A 16,336-nucleotide genomic window follows, 5' to 3' on the forward strand; every position below is an offset into this window, starting at 1 on the left:
GGCCTCCGGTCGTCGACTGCCTTGCGACCTTGAGACTTTGTACGCACGATAGCTTACCGCAGCATGACGCCATTTTTCAAGCTGTGGTGTCGTATATTGCAATGTGAAAATAATGGTCATCCCCATCGTCGCCATCGGCTGGATCTTCGTCGTCGTCCTGATGGCCGCAGCCGAGGCGCTGTCGCCCCAGGGCAGCCTGCTCGGCGCCTTCTTCACGCTGCTGCTCTACGGGGCGCTGCCGTTGGTGCCGGTGCTCTACATCCTGGGCACGCCGGCGCGACGCGCGCTGCGGCGCGCACGAGAGCAGATGGCTGAATCGGTGGGTGCAGCGCCGGGTGCCGAGTCGGGTACCGCGCAGGCCGACGCGCCGGCCCACCGCAGCGGGGCGCAGCCGGACGCCTGAGCCAGGCGTGATCCCGCACGCGGCGCGCACGGCAGGTCCGATGCACCGGGCTCCTGGCGCGGCGGCGTGGCGGGATAGCGGCAGGCGTCGCATCCTGCGGCCGTCGCGGGTGGCCGGCCACCGGAAACGGCCATGCCGGGTGGCCGCCCAGCGCCGGCGGTTCAGCGCCGGGGGATCAACACAGACCTTCAGCGCGGCCGCTCAAAGCGGCCGGATCGCGATCGACGCCGCCAGCCGGCCGGTCGGCCCGGCCGCGTGATCCCGGCGATAGGAATGCCAGCGCCGCGGGTCGCTGACGGTGCACCAGCGCCCGCCATCGACCGCGCCCAGCCCGGCCGCCTGCAGGCGCCGACGCGCCAGCGCCGGCAGGTCGGCCAACCAGCGCAGCCGCCCCTGGCCATCACGCCGGGCCACGAAGGCAGGATCGGTGCAGACCTCGAGCGGCTCGGCACCGAAGGCCTGCAGCACCTCGGGCCCGACCTCGAAGGCCTGCGGCCCGATGCACGGGCCCAGCCAGGCCAGCAGTTGGTCCGGACCGACGTCGGCGGCCTCGCACAGGGCGGTGGCGGTGGCCTCCAGCACGCCACCGGCCAGGCCGCGCCAGCCGGCATGGGCCGCGCCGACGGCCCGGCCATCGCGCGTGCACAGCAGCACCGGCAGACAGTCGGCCACCATCACCGTGCAGGCGATGCCGGGCTCGGTCGTGATCGCGGCATCGGCCACCGGTGCCGCCGCACCGGCCGCCAGCGCCTGCAGCAGCCGGCCGTCGAGCCGCTGCACGACGATGCCGTGGACCTGGTCCAGCCACACCGGCTGCGCGCCGAGGGCCTGCGCCCAGCGGGCCCGGTTGGCCTGCACGGCCAGCGTCTCGGCCGCGGCCTGCGCGGGCACGAGGCCGGGCGAGCGCTTGAAGTTCAGGCTGTCGCAGGGCGGCGCACTGTGGCCGCCCAGGCGCGTGCTCATGCGGGCGACGACCTGCGGCGGGGCCGCCCAGTCCGGCGACCAGGCCCCAGGCCAGTCGGCCGGCAACGAATCCACCATCAGGCCTCCGCGTCCGGGCAGGCCGAGGGTTGGGTACCGCTGAAGGCCGGCAGCGCCATGCAGGCGTCGAACACCCGCATGATCTGGGGCACGTGGTCGAGCCGGCAGTCGAAGCGCTGCGCGTTGAAGATCTGCGGCACCAGCACGCAGTCGGCCAGCGTCGGCTGCTCGCCATGGCAGAAGCGCGACGGCGCGGCCTGCAGCCGCTGCTCGACCGCGCTCAGCCCGGTCTCGACCCAGTGGCGGTACCAGCGGTTCTTGTCGTCCTCGGAGATCCGCATGTCGCGCGTCAGGAAACGCAGCACCCGCAGATTGTTCAGCGGATGGATCTCGCAGGCGATGTCGAGCGCCAGTGCCCGCACGCGGGCGCGGCCCGCCGCATCGGCGGGCAGCAGCGGTGGCTGCGGGTGCGTCTCGTCAAGGTACTCGATGATGGCCAGGGACTGGCTGACCGTCTGCTCGCCATCGACCAGCGTGGGCACCAGTGCCGCCGTGTTGAGCGCGGTGTAGGCCTCGCCCTGCTGCTCGTTGCGCACCAGGTGCACCGGCAGGTAGTCGTAGTCCAGCCCCTTGAGCGCGAGCGCGATGCGCACGCGGTAGGACGCGGAGGATCGGAAGTAGTTGTACAGCTGCATCAGGCAGTCTCCTTGTGATCGTCGCGGCGGCCGGCGGACGGCCACGCGGCGGTGACGGTCGGGGCTTCAGGCCTCGACCACCTCGACGTCCAGCGTGCCCAGCCCGGCGATGGCCGCCTGCATGCGCTGTCCCGCACGCACCGCACCGACGCCGGCGGGCGTGCCGGTCATGATCAGATCGCCCGGCTGCAGGGTCCAGGCCCGCGACAGCGCGGCGATGGTCTCGGCCACGCTCCAGATCATCTGCGCCAGGTCGCCCGACTGCCGCGGCTGGCCATCGACGCTCAGGCCGATCGCGCCGCGCGTGAGGTCGCCGACGCGCTGACGCGGGTGCAGCGGGCCGATCGGCGCCGACTGGTCGAAGCCCTTGGCGATGCACCAGGGCCGGCCCTGGCGCTTGGCGTCGGCCTGCAGGTCACGCCGGGTCATGTCCAGGCCGATGGCCCAGCCCCAGACATGGTCGAGCGCCTGCTCGACCGGGATGTCACGCCCGCCACGGCCGAGCGCGGCCACCAGTTCGACCTCGTGGTGCAGGTCCTGCGTCAGCGGCGGCATCGCCATGCGGCCGCAGGCGCCGTCGGGCACCGGCAGCACGGCGTCGGCCGGCTTCATGAAGAAGAACGGCGCCTCGCGGCCGCTGTGGCCCATCTCCTGCGCGTGCTCGGCGTAGTTGCGGCCAACGCAGTAGATGCGGTGCACCGGGAACAGACCGCCACCGGTCACGGGCACGGTGACGAGGGCAGGAGCGGGGATCACGGTCTCGGCGGTCTCGGTCATGGCAGCGGGCGTGGCACCGGTCAGGGAAGTCGGGACGGGCAAGAATCGCGCCCGGGCTGCCGACGATGATGCCATCAGGGTCGACGCCGGCCGGCGCCTGGCGCCGCGGTTCGGTGCAGGACGCGGATGCATGCACGAGCACGCATCCACCGCGGGCCGACAGGCCATGGGCACGCGGCTACACTGCCGGGCCATGCTCCAGTCCCGCCCGATCAAGCACTGCCGGCGCTGCGGCACCGCCGTGGACTACCGCGTCCCGCCCGAGGACAACCGCGCACGCGCGGTCTGCCCGGCCTGTGGCGAGATCCACTACGAAAACCCGTTGAACGTCGTCGGCACCTTGCCCGTCTGGGGCGAGCAGGTGCTGCTGTGCCGACGCGCGATCGAGCCGCGGCGCGGCCTGTGGACGCTGCCGGCGGGCTTCATGGAGCTCGGTGAGACGGTGGCCGAAGGCGCCGTGCGCGAGACCACCGAGGAAGCCGGCGCGCGCATCGCGCTCGACGGGCTGTTCGCGGTGATGAACGTGGTGCCGGCCGGCCAGGTCCACTTCTTCTACCGCGCGCGCATGCTCGACGAGACGCTGGATCCGGGGCCGGAGACGCTGGAGGCCCGGCTGTTCCGCGAGGACGAGATCCCGTGGGAGCAGATCGCCTTCCGCACGGTGCGCCAGACGCTGCAGCACTACTTCGACTGCCGCCGCAGCGGCCAGTACACGCTGCACTGCGCGGACATCACCTGAAGGCCCGGAGCCGGATCAACGCCGGATCAGCCCGGGGCGTCGCCAGCATGCACCCACCCGAACGGGTGCAGGACCTGAAGCGACGAGGTGACCGAGGTTAGAAGACCCCGGAAAAGTCAGAAGCCGCTGCAGCCTCTGAACTGCGCCAAATCGTTGATTTATATGGTCGGGGTGAGATGATTCGAACATCCGACCCTCTGCTCCCAAAGCAGTGCGGGATTCCCATAAAAATCAACAACTTAGATTGATTTTCTTCTAACCCGTATGGCTTCGCAATCCAGAATACCCTACTGGGTGGAGGATGGCAAGTTAGAAGGAGTTGGCGCCATGTTCGGCAGCAGCAGCAGCGCCCCCGGACGGGTGCCCGCTGCCGGCCGGCGGATGCAGCGCGCGGGCCAGTGCCTGATGCCGCGCCGCGCACTCGCGCGCATCGAGCACCGTCTGCACCGCCCACGCCCGCACCGCGGCGGCCGCGCCGTCAGCGAGCACCGTCGGCGTCCGGCACGGCGCCCGCAGCGCGGCCGGGATCTCGGGCCAGATCGCCGCCGGCGCCGACGGCCTCGGCGATGTCGCGCAGGCCGTCAGCGTCGATGCACACAGCAGCGTCAGCACGCGCGCGATCAGCCGCGCGGGTCGGGTCGGGGTCAGCATGTCGGGCGAGCTCCCGGGCAGTGAGTCGGCGGCGGACGTCGTCCAGCTGCCGGCGGGTGGTGTCGAGGTCGGTGGCCGCGGTGTCGGCTGTGCGGCGCTGCAGGCGCTGGGCCTCGGCCTGGTCGTCGCGGCGGGCGGTGTCGGCGGTGGCGGTGGCCAGGGCGGTGCGGGTGGTGTCGCGGTCGGCCAGCACGGCACGAGCACTCCAGCCGGCAGCGATCCCGGCCAGCAGCAGCACGACGGGCACGGCGAGGCGCAGGGGTGCCAGAGACGGCATCAGGCGCTCACGATGCCAGCGCGGGGGCCGGCGGCGGTGATCGTGATGACGCGGTTGACGACAGCGAGCGGCGCGCGCGTGCTGACGTGGACCCAGCCGGAGGCCCCCGGGAACTCGTTGATCAGCTGGCCAATGCGCAGGTCGCCGACGTGCGCGGCCAGCTCGCGCGCGACGTCGATGGCGGGCCCGAAGGCCGGCGCGATGATGTCGGCGGCCGATGCGCGCATGTGGTCGCTGTTGGCGGAGCCGCCCACCGCCGTGTTGACGGCGGGCGCGCGGTAGCCGCTCAGGATCTGCACGGGGATGTCGCGGCCGGCCGCGGCAGAAAGGTGCGCCCGGATGCGCTCCAGCATGGCCAGCGTCTGCAGCGCGGCGGGCATCAGCTCGCCTGGGAGGGTGTTGGGCAGCCCCCGACGCGCGGCGGTCGTCGAGCGGGTGAACTCGGACAGCGAGAAGTTCTCGGTCACGATCAGCTCCAGTGGGCGGCCGCCAGCAGCGCCAGGCCGGCGCCGACCAGGGCCGGGGTGAGGATGGGCAGCACGACGAGCGCGAGGCGCGCCCAGCTGTCGCGACGGCGCAGCGGCTGCCGCGGAGATGACCGCCGAGGCGGCGCCGGCGGATCGATGTCGTCGTGCAGCGCCGGCAGCGCCGGCAGCGGCGGCAGAGTGCCCTCGTCCGGCGGCATCGTGGTCGAGGCGATGCGCTCGCGCGCAGCCAGGTCGGCCAGGGTGTGAGCCGAGATGATGGTCGGGCTGTAGGTGCGGGCGCGCGGGCCCCAGATTCGGCCCGGCGCGTCCTGGATGATCACGCGGGTGCCGCCCGGGCCGTGCTCTTCCTCGACGTGCGGGCGCCGCTGACGGTGCGCGCTCAAGGCGACAGCTCCTGCCGCGCCTCGCGCGCGATCTCGACGATGTCGCGGCGCGACCACGACATGGGGGCCAACAGCCATGCTGCCGACGCAAGCGCCGCTGCCACAGCGTCGCCTGAGGCCGCGCCCTGCCCGGCCTGGGCTGCCGCCCACATCGCTGCAGCACCTGCGACCACGTGGCCACCCATCACAAAGGGGGCGCTGCGCCAGGTCAGTGGCGCGATGCGGCAGACGCATGCCACCGCCAGGGCGATGGATAGGGCGAGCAGTACAGCGATCATCGTGCGGCCTCGGTGTCTGTGTGGCCGGCCGGCGCGCCGGCCTGGATGCGTGCAGCGCAGGCGCTGGCCAGCGGGTGGAAGAACAGCCCGATCGCGGCGGCCAGGGCCTGAGCAAGCGGCTCTCCGGTCAGCCCGCCGGCGTGCACCAGATAGGCGGCGCCAGCGCCACCCGCCTTGGCCGCCAGAACGACGGTTGCAGCGAATGCGCCGACCGCACGCAGGGGGCCGCGCTGGCGCGTGCCCCCGGCGCCGATGAAGGCGCCACATGCAGCAAAGAGAAGCTGCGGCCACGTCAGCCCTGCCGCGGCGAGTGCTGCCGAGGCCAGCCCGGCGGCTGCGGCCAGCGGAAGCGCAGGAGACTCTGTCACGTGATGGTTCCTTTCAGCAGGATGGCCAGTGCCGGAACCGCTGCACCAGCCAGGGTTGCCGCACCGTCGAGCCACTCGACGCCATGCGGAGGGGGTGCGCCACGCGCAAGGGCGCGCCGGTTGCCGGCCAGGTCGACCAACTCCTTTCCGGCCGCGACAACCGCACCCGCCACCAGGGCGCCCGCGGCGCCCCCGAGGGCGGCGCCCAGCAAGCCGGCGACGCCGCCGTAGACCATGTGGTTGGCCTTGTCGACAGGGATGATGGGCAGCATCAGCGCCTCACCACGCCGAGAGCGCCGAGCGGCGCCACAGGTTCGCGGCCACGCAGACGTAGACGTAGCTGGCGTCCCAGCAGATGTCGCCCTGGTTTCCGGCTGCGGTCGCGGATGCCGGGGTGCGCGCGGATCGCAGGCGCACCGTGTCGTCGTTGATGTCCAGTCGAGCGGTCGGGGATGACGTCCCGAGGCCGACAGCGCCTGTGCTGGCCACGCGCATGCGCTCGGCGCCACCGGTGTAAATCCGGACCCCGCCGTAGCCCGAGAGCGCCGCCGACCCGGCGCCGTCCGTGAAGTTCTTCCAGCACAAGCCGTAGTGGTTGATCACCTTGTTGGTGTCGACCACGAAGGTGTCTCCCGGGTTGCCGAGCCCCACGATGCCGCTGATGCCGGTGACGGCGTCTGGCAGGCCGATCGTGCCGTTGACGTGCAGCGTGACGCCGCGGTCTTGACCGATGCCGATGCTGACGTTGCCGCCGTTCGGGTTGATCGCCGTCGTCGTGGTCTGGCTGTTGATCAGCAGGCCGTAGGACGCGGCCACCAAGTTGCCTCTGAGGGCGCCGCCCAGCGCCAGATCCAGGAAGCCGCCGGCCGCCGCGTTCAGCCGCTGTCCCCCCGCGACGTCCAGTCGATAGCCCGCAGCTGGCGCACCGCCACCGATGCCCACCGAGCCGGCGGCATCCTTGTAGATCTGCCCAGCACCGATGTTGATCACGCCGGTGCCACCGGTCAGCGTGCCGTTGTAGGTCAGGCTCCCGGTGCCAAACGCGGTGCTGTTCAGCGGCCCCGAGGCCGATCCCACCAGCGCCCACAGCTGCGCGATGAACGCGGCATGGGCGCGCAGGTGGTCGTCAACGGTGTTCAGTTGATCGGCGCCGTCGGGCGGGTTCAGCGCGACGGACGTGGACAGGTCGCTGATGGCGGTCGGGATGGACATCTGGGTCTGCTCTCGGGTGGATTCGCTCGCTGATCTTGAGTGCTAGGCTTGTTCCATGAGCTGGCTCACACAACACCTGTCGGACCTCTGGGCGTGGCTGCTGACGGCCAAGCACGTGCTGTTGAAGGCCGGCGTCATGCTGGCCTTCGCAATCGCGCAAGGCGTGTACTGCGGCATCACCGGTCGCCCCCTGCCGGGAGAAGAGGAGCCGCCCGATAGCCGCCGCGGCGCATCAGATCGCCGAGACTGATGTCGATCAGCGGGAGCGGATCGCTCCAGGCGTTGTCCCCCATGTCGAGCAGGCCGCGCACCGCTCGGCCGGCTGGGCTCGGCTGCAGCCGCTGCAGGGCCTCGGCAGCCGCCGCGGGATCAGCCAGCAGGCCGGCCAGCCGCTCGGCCTTCTGTTCGCTGGCCCCCCTGGCCATCGCTGCAGCGCCGGCCGCCAAGTAGCGGCCGCCCGGCAGGCGCTCCAGTCCTGATTGCAAGGCCGGCGAGCCGAGCAGACCCACCCGCAGGGCATTCGCGCTGCTCTGGTACGTCTTCGAGCCGGACACGGCCCGCCCTGCGGCCTCCGTGGCACGCGACGCATCGTCCGCCAGCGCGTTGAGCGCCTGCCACTGCTGGGGCGTCAGCAGTTCCTTGAGCATGCCGGCTCGTGCGTCGATGTTGGCGCGCAACCGGCTCGACAGCACCTTGCCGGTGTCGCGATTGGTGCTGCGCTCGATCAGGTCGGCCAGCGCGTAGTCGCGCGCTGCCTGCATGGTCGGTCCGCGCTCAAGTACCGCGCCCTTCAGTGCCTGCGCGTCGGCCACCTGGCTGCTGCCACCGTTGACCAGGCGCTTGCCCAGCTCCGCACCCTGCGCCATGGGAAGGCCGTCGCCGCCGGTGCGCCACGCGTAGGAAAAGGGACCCTGCTCGAAGCGGCGCACCTTCTCTGCGTGCAAGGCTCGGCCGCTGGCCAGCGCCTGGCCTGCATCGGCGGGCATGGCGCCCGCCAGGGGGTCGACGTAGCGTCGCGGGTTCAGACTTCGATCAAAGGCCCGAAATGAGGCCTCGAGATCCGGCACGCCGACCTCCGCCGCTGGATCTCCGGATGGCGGCCGCGCGGCCGCGCCATCGGCCGCGCTCGCAGTTCGGCCGGCCTCCAGAGTGGCGCCGCCCGGCTTCGGCGCGCTCGACTTGGCGATGGCCGCCCGCTCAGCATCGTCGAACAGGCCGCGTACCGCCCCCCAGGCCGCCGAGGCCGTGCGGTCGCTGTCGGCCAGGTCGCGCGCGCGGTTGCCCGCCAGCTTGCGCAGCGCATCGAACTCCTGGATCGAGACCGGTTCTTCCGCCTGCAGGCGCCCCACCAGAGAGCGCAGGTCACCCGGGGCATGGGCGAAGGCCTGGCCAGGAAAGAACTTGCCCACCGCATCGGCCACCGCCGCCTTGTCGGGCAAGGCCAGCTGCACACCTTGCAGCGCAGGGCTGTTGTACTGGTCGCGGGCGGCCTGCTTGAGCATGTCGCGCCAAGCGCCCGCCTCGTCGGCCGCGGTGCGCCCCAGGCTTTCGGCCGCTTCGCCAGCGGTCTTGCCTGCCGCCGTCGGCTGCACGCGACCGAGCGCAGCCCCCCGTGCGGCTTCCTGATCGATCAGCGTCTGCTGCAGCACCCGGCCACCCGGGCTGTCATGCACCACGCGCGACAGGATGGCGGATTGCGGCGTCGGCAGTGCCTGGGCCACCGTGGGCTTGGCGCCTGGCACCAGCGTCTGCGCGGCCCTCAGTTGCGCGATGGTGGCCGGCAACTCGTCCACGGACACGCCCAGTGCGTCCGCCAGCTCACGCGCAGCGGTGACCTGGGTCGGGCTCATCGCATCGCGCGCGCCTCGCGCCACACCGACGCCGACACGCGCCGCCAAGCCGGCCCCCTTGAGGACGGGCGGCAGCGCGGCCCCCACGGCGGCGCCTGCGCCTGCGCTTTGCGGATCCACCATCGCCGCGGATGCGCCACCATTGATCGCGCCCCCCGCCATCCGCGCGGCCATGTTGCCGGCGCGCCCCGCCAGGGTGGTCGGCGTGAGGCCCGTGCGCATGCCTGCTGAGCCGACGGCCTCGGCCACGGGGGCGAGCACGGACGGCGCCACGCCGGCGCGCGCCGCCAGCTTCAGCGGTGCAGCCACGGCGCCGCCAATCGGAAGCGTGGCCACCGTCTGGCCGATGAGGCGACCCGCGCCACCTCCGATGCCGCTGCCAGACAGGGACTGCGCGTACTGGGCTCGCCCGTCCGCATTCATCGCGCGAACCCGCGCTCCCTCGTTCCCGCCGGTCAGGCTGTCCCAGCCGCCGGCCAGCGCCTCGGCGCCGGTGTCGATCACGTCCTTCGCGCCGCGCAGTGTCCCGCGCACCAGGTTGCTGGCTGTGTCGCCGAGGATGTTGGCCGATGCCTGCTGGGCCCGCGCGCGTGAGCCCTGACCGGGCCCCGACGGGGCTGAAGCCGCCGGGCGCCCACCGTCGAGCCCGGCCACCGCCTTGCCGAAGTCCTTGGATGCGCGCCCAGCGACCTGCTCCGGCGTGACGCCATCAGGCGCTCCGCGGTAGACGTGCGTGGACCCATCCTCGAAGGTCACGGTGATGTCGCGAGGCATGGCGTCACCAGTTGCTGATCGATGGGGGCGCGCCGGCCGGCATGTCCACCCGGTAGATGGGCGCAAACTCTCGGAACTGCTGCGGCACCTTGGCCAGCTCCTGCTGGTGGGCCTGCACCTTCGCCACGTTGACCTTGCGCAGCGCGCCCAGCACGGCGCGGATCTCGGGTGCCGTCAGGCGATCAATTTCCCCGCCGGAGACCCGTGAGATCAGGGAGCGCTCCGCGTCGGTGATCTGGCCTTGGCCGGCCAGGGCCTTCGCGCCGTCGACAGCCAGGGACGCCGAGGTCTGCATCAACTGCCGCGTGCGACTGAGGACGTCGGCCGTGTCCTTGCCGGTGACGCCCATCTGCTGCCCCAGCTGCGCCAGCACGGTGACAGCCGTCGAGCCCGGGCCGGTCAACACGCGCCCGCCGTCCAGCACGCCGATGGCTCGATCGATGGTCTGAACTGACGACGCCGCAGCGCGCGCCGCCTCGGCACTGTCGGCCAGGCGCGTGGCCGCATTCTTGGCGAAGACCTCGGCGAACGATTTGTCGCCGGAGACGGTGACGCTCTGGCTGGCTGCCGGCTGGTGGGTGGAAGCCTTGCGGATGGCATCCAGGTAGGCCGGGCGCATGGGGCTATCCGGCGACAGGGCCTGCATCTCCTGGATGAGCCTGCCCAGATCTGAGACCTTCGCAGCGCCATCCTTCGGGTTCTGGGCCAGGACACGCCCCGTGCGCGTGACCAGCATGCCGCCATCGCCGAGCGCGACAGGGGTGTCGTCTTTGGCCAGCGACTGCTGCAGGGCCAGCGCCTTCGCGGGGTCCAGGCCGGCCAGCGCCTGAGCGTAGCCCTGGAAGTCGTAGCCGGGCGCAGCCGTGGATGACGCCTGCGCCGCGGCCGCCGTCGGTCCGCCGCTGGCGGCCATCGCCTGCTGCTGGGGGCTGCGTACGAACTGCGATGCAAGGGCGTCGACCTGCTTCAGGCGCTCGCGGGAGCGCTGTGCATCCGCAAGATCGAGCTGCGACTTTTCGAGGCCGACCCTGGCTTGCTGCATCTGCAGCGCATCGAGCTGGCGGCCGCGGATCTGCTGCTGCGCCCCGTTGTAGGCCTGCAGGGCCTGAGGCAGCGCGCTGGCCGCTGCAGACGACAGACTGCCCGGCTGCAGCAGGCCGGCGGCCAGGGTGAGCAGTCCCTGCGTCTGGGCCGCCTTGTTGGCGGCCGCGGGATCGGGACTGCTCAGGTCGAGGTTGTTGGACAGCAGTCCCATCAAGTTCATGGTCAGCACTCGGAGCCGGATGGGCGTCAGGATGTCTGCGAATCGCCAGACGGGAAAGCCTGTCGAGCCGCCCACGCGGCGCACCGCCGGTAGATCCGGTAGGCGCCCGCATCGTCCCCGGCCCGGATCGCGGCCACCGCCGGGACGATGTAGGCCGCCCACATCCGCCGCCAGACGAGCGCAGCGTCCTGCCGGGCGTCCACGGCGCGCACCACGCCGGGCGCGGTGGCGTAGTAGGTCGCGACATCGGCCGCGCCTTCTGGGGTGGCGCACATGACGCGATCACGGAAGGCGCGCAGGGTCTGCAGCTCGTCGCAGTTGTCGGGCAGCCCGAGGCAGTGCACGGCAGCCGTTGTGAGAAAGCAGCTGCTCTCGCCGGAACTGCTGGAGCCCCCACCCGACTCCGAGCCGTACTGCCCGAGATCGGCCGCGCCGCCGAGCCCGCTGGTGTCGCCCAGGTTGCCGATGTCGCCCAGCCCTCCCAGGCTGGAGCCGAGCTGGCTGCCAAGGTCCCCGAAGTCGCCCAGAGTGCCACCGAGCATGCCGCCGGGGTCTGCGCCCTGCCCGCCGCCTGTTGCGACATCTGCTGCGGCGGCAGCCTCGACGGCCGCCTGCTGCGCTGCGTCGTCAGGCTGAGCCTCGTAGGCCTTCTGGGCATCGCGCAGAGAGTCGATGTCGAGGTTCTCGACGTCGGCCGCCCCCTTGGCGGATGAGTTGAGCGCCGTGTTGAGCGCCACGCCCGCCAGCGACCCAAGTGGCGCAGCGCCGAACACGGCGCCCAGCAGGCCGCCGAACGTGGATGCCCTCTGGTCAGATACGGTGTTGGCCACGGCGCGGCCGTCTGCTCCGATGGATGTGCCCCAGGGGCTGCTCAACGAGGCACCCCCCGATGCCGTGCTGCCCGACGAGGCGCCGCCGGCATCTTGCCCGCCAGAGCCGGCATCCCCGGCCGCGGCGCTCGCAGACGCCGCGGCCGCGGCTGCAGCTGCAGCCTGGGCGGCGTTGGCCTGGTTGATGCTCGCCACTCGATCAGCGATCGTCGGCAGCTGCCGAGGAGCGTAGGTCTGGGCCTGAGCCGTCGGCGCGACGAGTGGACTGCCGGAGGCGCCGAAGCGCCCCAGGCCGACCGACCGCGCCTGCTGGGACTGGGCTGCCCCCAGCAGGCCAGACATTGGGGTGGTGGCCGCAGCGGCCTGCGGCCCGCCGCCGAGCAGGCCGACGGCCCCTTGGCTCAGCAGGGCATTCAAGTCGATCCCGTTGTTGGTGCCGAACATCGATCAGCCCCCGAACAGCGAGTAGCCCAGCAACCCGCCGGCCAGCAGCTGCGACGCAGCCGAGGCGCTGCCAGGATTCGTGGTCGTGGTCGTCGTGTTTCCGGTGTTCACGCCCAGCGCCTGCCCGAAGGTCTGCAGCTGCTGCGTCGGGTAGTTCAGCGCGTTCTGGTACTGCTGGTACTGCCAGTCCAGGCCCTGCTGCTGGGCGTTCTGCAGCGTGGTGCCGGCCGACATCAGGTTGCTGGCGTCGGTGTAGTCCTGGGCGGCGTAGGTCGGCGCCATCTGAGCAGCCTGCATCTGTCGGCTGCGCTCGCTGTCGTAGAGCGAGTTCTGCGCGCTGGCCAGCGACTGGCCGGCCTGGAACTGGCGGTTGGTGGCGTTCTCGGCCAGCTGTGCGCGCTGGTTGTAGTCGGCGCTGCGCATGCTGTTCGACAAGTTGCCGAGCGTCGAGCCGAGCTGGCGCTGCTGCTCAACCTGCATCTGCTGCACACCCGAGTTGCCGAAGCTGCCGCTGGCGGCGGCCAGCTGATCCATCTGCGGCCGCACCGAGAGGTTGTAGTTGCGGGTGACGTCCTGCGACGCGGCGTCGATGGACTGCTGCAGGTACGGGTTGTCCGCCTGCGCGTAGGGGTTGGTGGCGTTGGCCGACGGGTTGGCTGCGGCCTGGGTGCCGAGATACTGCCCCTGCGCAGTGCTCTGCAGCCCCTGGCTCGACGAGTTGAGCAGCTCGTTCCCCTGCGTCGCCCGCTGCTGCACCGCGTTGAGCGCCTGCATCTGCGTGTCGTTCAGGCCGGCCACCTTCTGGCCCGTGTAGGCCTGGTAGGGCGTGGACGCCACGTCCTGGGCCTGCCCCAGGTAGGCCTGGTAGTACTGCTTGGCCCAGTCCGGCACGCTGGTGGAGCTGGTGCTGGTGCTGGTGCTGCTGCTGCCGTCGAAGAGTCCCATGATCAGTTTCCAGTGAGGGTTCGCTGCTGCACCCAGGTGCCGGGCGTGCCGGAGGCTGTGCAGATCCAGCCCTGGATGACGTACTTGGCGCCGGTGCTGCCCAGCTCGGCCGGTGCGCTGTTGGTCACGACGTCGCCTCTGGCCCACGCGCCGGCGGTGGGCGCTGATGCGGCCAGGCCGTCGCGGGCGGTGGCGCTGCCCCGTGCCAGGGCGTTGAGCTTTCGCGCTGATGCGCGCATCCAGGGCCCCAGCACCGCCAGCAGGCGCTGGCCATCTGCCGGCGCGGCCAGCGCGGCGGGCAGTGAGGGCGCCTCGGGCACAAGAAGGGTGGGCGGCAGATCGGTGGCCATGAGGTTCAGCGCGTGCCGGCAGCCGCGGTGTCGATGGCGATCGCATCGAGCTCCATGGGGCCGGAGAAATCGAAGGCGAGGCGGTGCCAGCGCCCGGACTGGCGGATGTCGAAGCCGGCATCGTTAAGCACCGCGGTGCCGCCTGCCAGCTGGGGGCGACCGGGCCCGGAACGCACCAGCCCCTGCACCGATGCGGACTGCGGCTCGGTGAGGAAGCGCAGGCGAACGCGCCGCAGAAACGAGGCGCCGAAGTCGTCGCCCAGGTCACCGGTGACGAGCCTGGACGCGCCCGCGGCGCCGCTGAGCGTCTGAAGCATGCGGGAGGCACCGACAATCGCCGGCAGCCGCCCGCCCGGCGCCCAGAGCTGCGAATCGAACGTGGCCGGCGCAGCGTCGAAGGTGGCCGGGGCAGCATCAAACGAGGTCGCCGGGGAGACGGCATTCAGCACGGCCTGCGCGACCGTGTCCGCGCGGCCCCACGCCTGGCGAGCGACGTGGTAAACCAAGCACATGTCGCAGGCGCCCGTGGTGCTGGCCGCCGACGGGAAGAAGATCCAGACCCGCTCATGCTGCCTGTCGGCCAACAGCATGGTGCGATGGCGGAACACTGGGCTGCTGGCGGAGAAGAACCAGTCGCGCACCGCCCCACGACCCACCGGTACCGGCCGCGTCCCGTCGAACAGCCACAGGTCCGACTCGCCGACGAAGAAGTGCGCGCCACCGATGTCGCACACGGCCTCCGGTCCGACGCAGCCCACATCGCCGGGGATCTGCTCCCACTGCCAGACCACCGGCGCGCCGACGTAGTTGCCGACGAACATGCTGCCGGCCTTGTAGGCCACCGGCTGCTGCCCGAGCATCAGACCTGCAGTTAGCTCGCCACCTCCGCCGATCAGGCGCCCCGTGGTGCACTGGGTGCTGACGGACGGCGTCCAGTCGGTGTGCGTCTGGAAGGCGCTGCACCACCAGCGATCGGGCTGATCGCCATAGGTGGCATCCGAGGTCGCAAGCGCGAGCACGAAGTTCGGGGCGCCGATCACGACCCGTGCACGTGGCGCTCCCGCGATGTCCGAGAACGCGCCGGACACGCTGGCCTGCATGCCGTCCACCCGGTTGGACGCGACAACCGCATTGCCGAACTGGGCGAACGACCAGCGCCCCTCGGCGCTGCCCGCGTACCCGCCCGGGCGGGACACATCGGACCATCCGCCAGCGCCCAGCAGCCACAGGCGGGGCTGGGTGCCGACGATCGTGCGCCGGTTGCCCGCGGTGTCGACGGCAACCGCCGCGCCGCGCGCGTCGCTGGGCAAGGCCAGCGCGCCCGCCACAGGCACGGGCGCCGGTGCCGCCACCATGCCGCGGCGCCCGGGGATGAGTGCCGAGCAGTCGACGATGACGCCCGCTGCCGTTGGATCGGCGTCCGGCGCATAGCCGATGAAGGGAACGGCCGCACCCATCACCAGCGCCTCATGCCGGTGTTGACGATCCGCAGCTGGCTCCCGCTGTGCACGTCCTGGTCGTCCTGGGCCATGACCGCGCGCTGGGCCTCGGACCAGAGCTTGAGCTCGCTGTCTCTCAGCTCGGCATCACGCAGGTACTGACCGACCTCGGCCAGCATCGCGTGCAGGTAGACGGCCGGCGCGCCGGCCATCAGCCAGTTCTCGTCGGCATCGGCGACGGGTGTCGGCAGTCGCGCGAAGTACAGCAGCTCGACCGTGACGCCAGAGCCCAGGGCGGGCCCGTAGACGACCGACGCCCCCTGCAGGCTGTAGTGCGCCGGCTGGCCGGTCACAGCCTGCAACGCCGTGATCTCTCCCAGCGGCCGGAACTCCAGTTGCTGGCGGCGCCCACCGGCCACGGCCGTCAGGCGATCGAGCTGCACGCTGTCGGCCGGGATCGCGCCATCGAAGCTCGGGACGACGACGAGCATGCGCGACAGCAGCATCTGGCCCACGCCGAGCTCGACGCTTCCGGCATAGATGCGCTGCTCGGCCATCGCCAGGAATGTCGGCATCTGCCCGACCAGGTCGCTGCGATTGGCGTAGGCCGTCACCGCGGCCTTCAGCGCAGCCCAGTTCACAGCTCGGCCAACCAGCTGAACTTGCTGGAGACGGGGAGCATGGCGCCCGACACCCAGAAGCCGAGGGCGTGCGGCGTGATGGCGGCAGCAGCGACCAGCGAGACATCCCCGGCCGGACTGGTCTTGATGGCCGTGTTGTAGTCCATGCCCTCGAACCACTCGTGCCGTTCCAGGCTCGTCCGGTTGAGCAGACAGATGTAGCGGGGGCGGCCGTCGCACGGCACGTTGACGGCGGGCACCAGCGCAGCGCCCGCCACCGTCGTCGAGGGGTTGGCGGCCAGGCGCACGCTGACGCCCGCGGTCACGCCGCGCAGCAGTGCGCGCATGCTCGCTCCGCTGGCGCCGGCGCCTGCGATGTCGACATAGGTGCCGACCAGCAAGCCTGCGGTGCTGCCGATGGCCGTCGAGGTATCCGCGCCAGCGGTCAGGGACACGGTGGTGGACGAGAGCGCGGTGGCGTCGGTCTCGATGGTGCCGGTCGACGTCGATGCGACCAGTGGCACCGCGGATGCGGCGCCGGTTGCCTTGATCACTGCTGCCATGGCTG

Annotated in this window: 21 protein-coding genes; 2 read left to right on the top strand and 19 right to left on the bottom strand. The window is 71.7% G+C overall.

The window, feature by feature from the left end:
- Positions 1 to 112: 112 nt before the first annotated feature.
- Positions 113 to 403 (top strand): hypothetical protein, encoded by a 291-nt coding sequence (locus AACH11_RS03340; RefSeq protein ID WP_423228685.1) that lies wholly within the window; start codon positions 113 to 115, stop codon positions 401 to 403.
- Between the two features lie 201 nt (positions 404 to 604).
- Here AACH11_RS03340 and pgeF read toward each other — a convergent pair whose 3' ends face one another.
- The 3 genes from pgeF to AACH11_RS03355 form a co-directional block, all read right to left on the bottom strand.
- The gene (gene pgeF / locus AACH11_RS03345; RefSeq protein ID WP_341372777.1) at positions 605 to 1,444 is read right to left on the bottom strand and encodes a peptidoglycan editing factor PgeF; all 840 of its coding nucleotides are present in this window, start codon (positions 1,442 to 1,444) and stop codon (positions 605 to 607) included.
- Positions 1,444 to 2,079 (bottom strand): maleylacetoacetate isomerase, encoded by a 636-nt coding sequence (gene maiA, locus AACH11_RS03350; RefSeq protein WP_341372778.1) that lies wholly within the window; start codon positions 2,077 to 2,079, stop codon positions 1,444 to 1,446. The genes pgeF and maiA overlap by 1 nt, the downstream gene beginning before the upstream one ends.
- Positions 2,080 to 2,145: 66 nt before the next feature.
- On the bottom strand, positions 2,146 to 2,856 hold the full coding sequence (locus tag AACH11_RS03355) for a fumarylacetoacetate hydrolase family protein (RefSeq protein ID WP_341372779.1): 711 nt from the start codon (positions 2,854 to 2,856) through the stop codon (positions 2,146 to 2,148).
- A 193-nt stretch (positions 2,857 to 3,049) separates the two neighbouring features.
- Here AACH11_RS03355 and AACH11_RS03360 point away from each other — a divergent pair, with 193 nt between their 5' ends.
- Positions 3,050 to 3,595, top strand: coding sequence for an NUDIX hydrolase (locus AACH11_RS03360; protein ID WP_341372780.1), 546 nt, complete (start codon positions 3,050 to 3,052; stop codon positions 3,593 to 3,595).
- Between the two features lie 309 nt (positions 3,596 to 3,904).
- Here the strand turns inward: AACH11_RS03360 and AACH11_RS03365 are convergent, their stop codons facing one another.
- From AACH11_RS03365 to AACH11_RS03440, 16 genes are all read right to left on the bottom strand, one after another.
- A complete protein-coding gene (locus AACH11_RS03365) occupies positions 3,905 to 4,084 on the bottom strand; it encodes a hypothetical protein (protein ID WP_341372781.1) in 180 nt (59 codons plus the stop codon).
- Positions 4,074 to 4,484, bottom strand: coding sequence for a hypothetical protein (locus AACH11_RS03370; protein WP_341372782.1), 411 nt, complete (start codon positions 4,482 to 4,484; stop codon positions 4,074 to 4,076). The genes AACH11_RS03365 and AACH11_RS03370 overlap by 11 nt, the downstream gene beginning before the upstream one ends.
- Before the next feature lie 38 nt (positions 4,485 to 4,522).
- Positions 4,523 to 4,990 carry a D-Ala-D-Ala carboxypeptidase family metallohydrolase gene (locus AACH11_RS03375; RefSeq protein ID WP_341372783.1) on the bottom strand — a complete coding sequence of 156 codons (468 nt, stop codon included), beginning with the start codon at positions 4,988 to 4,990 and terminating at the stop codon, positions 4,523 to 4,525.
- 2 nt (positions 4,991 to 4,992) lie between these two features.
- Positions 4,993 to 5,394: a hypothetical protein gene (locus AACH11_RS03380; protein WP_341372784.1), complete on the bottom strand. Its 402-nt coding sequence runs from the start codon at positions 5,392 to 5,394 to the stop codon at positions 4,993 to 4,995.
- Positions 5,391 to 5,672 (bottom strand): hypothetical protein, encoded by a 282-nt coding sequence (locus AACH11_RS03385; protein WP_341372785.1) that lies wholly within the window; start codon positions 5,670 to 5,672, stop codon positions 5,391 to 5,393. The genes AACH11_RS03380 and AACH11_RS03385 overlap by 4 nt, the downstream gene beginning before the upstream one ends.
- Positions 5,669 to 6,040: a hypothetical protein gene (locus tag AACH11_RS03390; RefSeq protein ID WP_341372786.1), complete on the bottom strand. Its 372-nt coding sequence runs from the start codon at positions 6,038 to 6,040 to the stop codon at positions 5,669 to 5,671. The genes AACH11_RS03385 and AACH11_RS03390 overlap by 4 nt, the downstream gene beginning before the upstream one ends.
- Complete coding sequence (locus AACH11_RS03395; protein ID WP_341372787.1) at positions 6,037 to 6,312, bottom strand: hypothetical protein; 276 nt, start codon at positions 6,310 to 6,312, stop codon at positions 6,037 to 6,039. The genes AACH11_RS03390 and AACH11_RS03395 overlap by 4 nt, the downstream gene beginning before the upstream one ends.
- 7 nt (positions 6,313 to 6,319) lie before the next feature.
- Positions 6,320 to 7,252 (bottom strand): hypothetical protein, encoded by a 933-nt coding sequence (locus AACH11_RS03400; RefSeq protein WP_341372788.1) that lies wholly within the window; start codon positions 7,250 to 7,252, stop codon positions 6,320 to 6,322.
- A gap of 176 nt (positions 7,253 to 7,428) precedes the next feature.
- The gene (locus tag AACH11_RS03405; RefSeq protein WP_341372789.1) at positions 7,429 to 9,876 is read right to left on the bottom strand and encodes a ubiquitin family protein; all 2,448 of its coding nucleotides are present in this window, start codon (positions 9,874 to 9,876) and stop codon (positions 7,429 to 7,431) included.
- 4 nt (positions 9,877 to 9,880) lie between these two features.
- Complete coding sequence (locus AACH11_RS03410; RefSeq protein WP_341372790.1) at positions 9,881 to 11,140, bottom strand: hypothetical protein; 1,260 nt, start codon at positions 11,138 to 11,140, stop codon at positions 9,881 to 9,883.
- A 26-nt stretch (positions 11,141 to 11,166) separates the two neighbouring features.
- Positions 11,167 to 12,414, bottom strand: coding sequence for a CFI-box-CTERM domain-containing protein (locus AACH11_RS03415; protein ID WP_341372791.1), 1,248 nt, complete (start codon positions 12,412 to 12,414; stop codon positions 11,167 to 11,169).
- A 3-nt stretch (positions 12,415 to 12,417) separates the two neighbouring features.
- A complete protein-coding gene (locus tag AACH11_RS03420) occupies positions 12,418 to 13,359 on the bottom strand; it encodes a hypothetical protein (protein WP_341372792.1) in 942 nt (313 codons plus the stop codon).
- 2 nt (positions 13,360 to 13,361) lie between these two features.
- The gene (locus AACH11_RS03425; RefSeq protein WP_341372793.1) at positions 13,362 to 13,709 is read right to left on the bottom strand and encodes a hypothetical protein; all 348 of its coding nucleotides are present in this window, start codon (positions 13,707 to 13,709) and stop codon (positions 13,362 to 13,364) included.
- A gap of 5 nt (positions 13,710 to 13,714) precedes the next feature.
- Positions 13,715 to 15,166 (bottom strand): hypothetical protein, encoded by a 1,452-nt coding sequence (locus AACH11_RS03430; RefSeq protein WP_341372794.1) that lies wholly within the window; start codon positions 15,164 to 15,166, stop codon positions 13,715 to 13,717.
- Positions 15,166 to 15,789 (bottom strand): phage adaptor protein, encoded by a 624-nt coding sequence (locus AACH11_RS03435; RefSeq protein ID WP_341372795.1) that lies wholly within the window; start codon positions 15,787 to 15,789, stop codon positions 15,166 to 15,168. Before AACH11_RS03435 ends, AACH11_RS03430 begins: the two co-directional genes overlap by 1 nt.
- Positions 15,786 to 16,331 (bottom strand): hypothetical protein, encoded by a 546-nt coding sequence (locus tag AACH11_RS03440; protein ID WP_341372796.1) that lies wholly within the window; start codon positions 16,329 to 16,331, stop codon positions 15,786 to 15,788. Before AACH11_RS03440 ends, AACH11_RS03435 begins: the two co-directional genes overlap by 4 nt.
- Positions 16,332 to 16,336 lie beyond the last annotated feature (5 nt).

It is taken from the genome of Pseudaquabacterium rugosum (assembly GCF_038066575.1).
Classification (GTDB): domain Bacteria; phylum Pseudomonadota; class Gammaproteobacteria; order Burkholderiales; family Burkholderiaceae_C; genus Pseudaquabacterium; species Pseudaquabacterium rugosum.

Coding starts and splice junctions, on each gene's coding strand:
- AACH11_RS03440 (WP_341372796.1), bottom strand. CDS start 16,331: ATGGCAGCAGTGATCAAGGCAACCGGCGCCGCATCCGCGGTGCCACTG.
- maiA (WP_341372778.1), bottom strand. CDS start 2,079: ATGCAGCTGTACAACTACTTCCGATCCTCCGCGTCCTACCGCGTGCGC.
- AACH11_RS03395 (WP_341372787.1), bottom strand. CDS start 6,312: ATGCTGCCCATCATCCCTGTCGACAAGGCCAACCACATGGTCTACGGC.
- AACH11_RS03400 (WP_341372788.1), bottom strand. CDS start 7,252: ATGTCCATCCCGACCGCCATCAGCGACCTGTCCACGTCCGTCGCGCTG.
- AACH11_RS03405 (WP_341372789.1), bottom strand. CDS start 9,876: ATGCCTCGCGACATCACCGTGACCTTCGAGGATGGGTCCACGCACGTC.
- AACH11_RS03355 (WP_341372779.1), bottom strand. CDS start 2,856: ATGACCGAGACCGCCGAGACCGTGATCCCCGCTCCTGCCCTCGTCACC.
- AACH11_RS03340 (WP_423228685.1), top strand. CDS start 113: ATGGTCATCCCCATCGTCGCCATCGGCTGGATCTTCGTCGTCGTCCTG.
- AACH11_RS03425 (WP_341372793.1), bottom strand. CDS start 13,709: ATGGCCACCGATCTGCCGCCCACCCTTCTTGTGCCCGAGGCGCCCTCA.
- AACH11_RS03430 (WP_341372794.1), bottom strand. CDS start 15,166: ATGGGTGCGGCCGTTCCCTTCATCGGCTATGCGCCGGACGCCGATCCA.
- AACH11_RS03420 (WP_341372792.1), bottom strand. CDS start 13,359: ATGGGACTCTTCGACGGCAGCAGCAGCACCAGCACCAGCACCAGCTCC.
- AACH11_RS03415 (WP_341372791.1), bottom strand. CDS start 12,414: ATGTTCGGCACCAACAACGGGATCGACTTGAATGCCCTGCTGAGCCAA.
- AACH11_RS03385 (WP_341372785.1), bottom strand. CDS start 5,672: ATGATCGCTGTACTGCTCGCCCTATCCATCGCCCTGGCGGTGGCATGC.
- AACH11_RS03360 (WP_341372780.1), top strand. CDS start 3,050: ATGCTCCAGTCCCGCCCGATCAAGCACTGCCGGCGCTGCGGCACCGCC.
- AACH11_RS03410 (WP_341372790.1), bottom strand. CDS start 11,140: ATGAACTTGATGGGACTGCTGTCCAACAACCTCGACCTGAGCAGTCCC.
- pgeF (WP_341372777.1), bottom strand. CDS start 1,444: ATGGTGGATTCGTTGCCGGCCGACTGGCCTGGGGCCTGGTCGCCGGAC.